At 78.5% G+C, this 438-nt stretch carries 1 protein-coding gene; it reads right to left on the reverse strand.

Annotated elements, in window-relative coordinates; all coding sequences use genetic code 11:
• Nucleotides 1–438: FecR/PupR family sigma factor regulator (locus ACLFKU_RS44215; RefSeq protein ID WP_410853454.1), on the reverse strand; the 438-nt coding region annotated here is incomplete at both ends.

The raw sequence follows: 438 nt of genomic DNA on the forward strand, positions 1-438 counted from the left end.
GTGGTGCGCGCGGCCATGGCCACGGCGACGCTGCCGATGCTGACATCGCGGCGCTCGCCGGTGGCCGTGCGGTAGTCGGCGCCCAGCGCGTCCAGCGCCGGCCACAGCCCCAGCGGCGACTGCACCGCCACCCAGCCGACGGCGGCCGCCGCCGCGGCACCGCCCAGGAACGCACGGCGTCCGGGATTGAATCGGCGGGGGCGTTGCCGCACCGGGAGGGCGGCTGCGGATGCGCTCAGCGGCACGCCAGCGTTCGCCGCCGGTGCCTCCGCGGGCGCGGCAGTGGCCTGCAGCGCCGGCGCCAGCGCTGCCCACAGCCGGCGTGCCTGGGCGAAGGCCAGCGCATGGCGGGGGTCCTGCGCGCGCCAACGTCGGAATGCCTCGGCGTCAGCGGCCGTCACCGGGCCGGTCTGCAGGCGCAGCAGCCAGTCGTGCGCC

The organism is Paraburkholderia sp. EG304, from assembly GCF_046543485.1.
GTDB classification, from domain to species: Bacteria; Pseudomonadota; Gammaproteobacteria; order Burkholderiales; family Burkholderiaceae; genus Paraburkholderia; species Paraburkholderia youngii.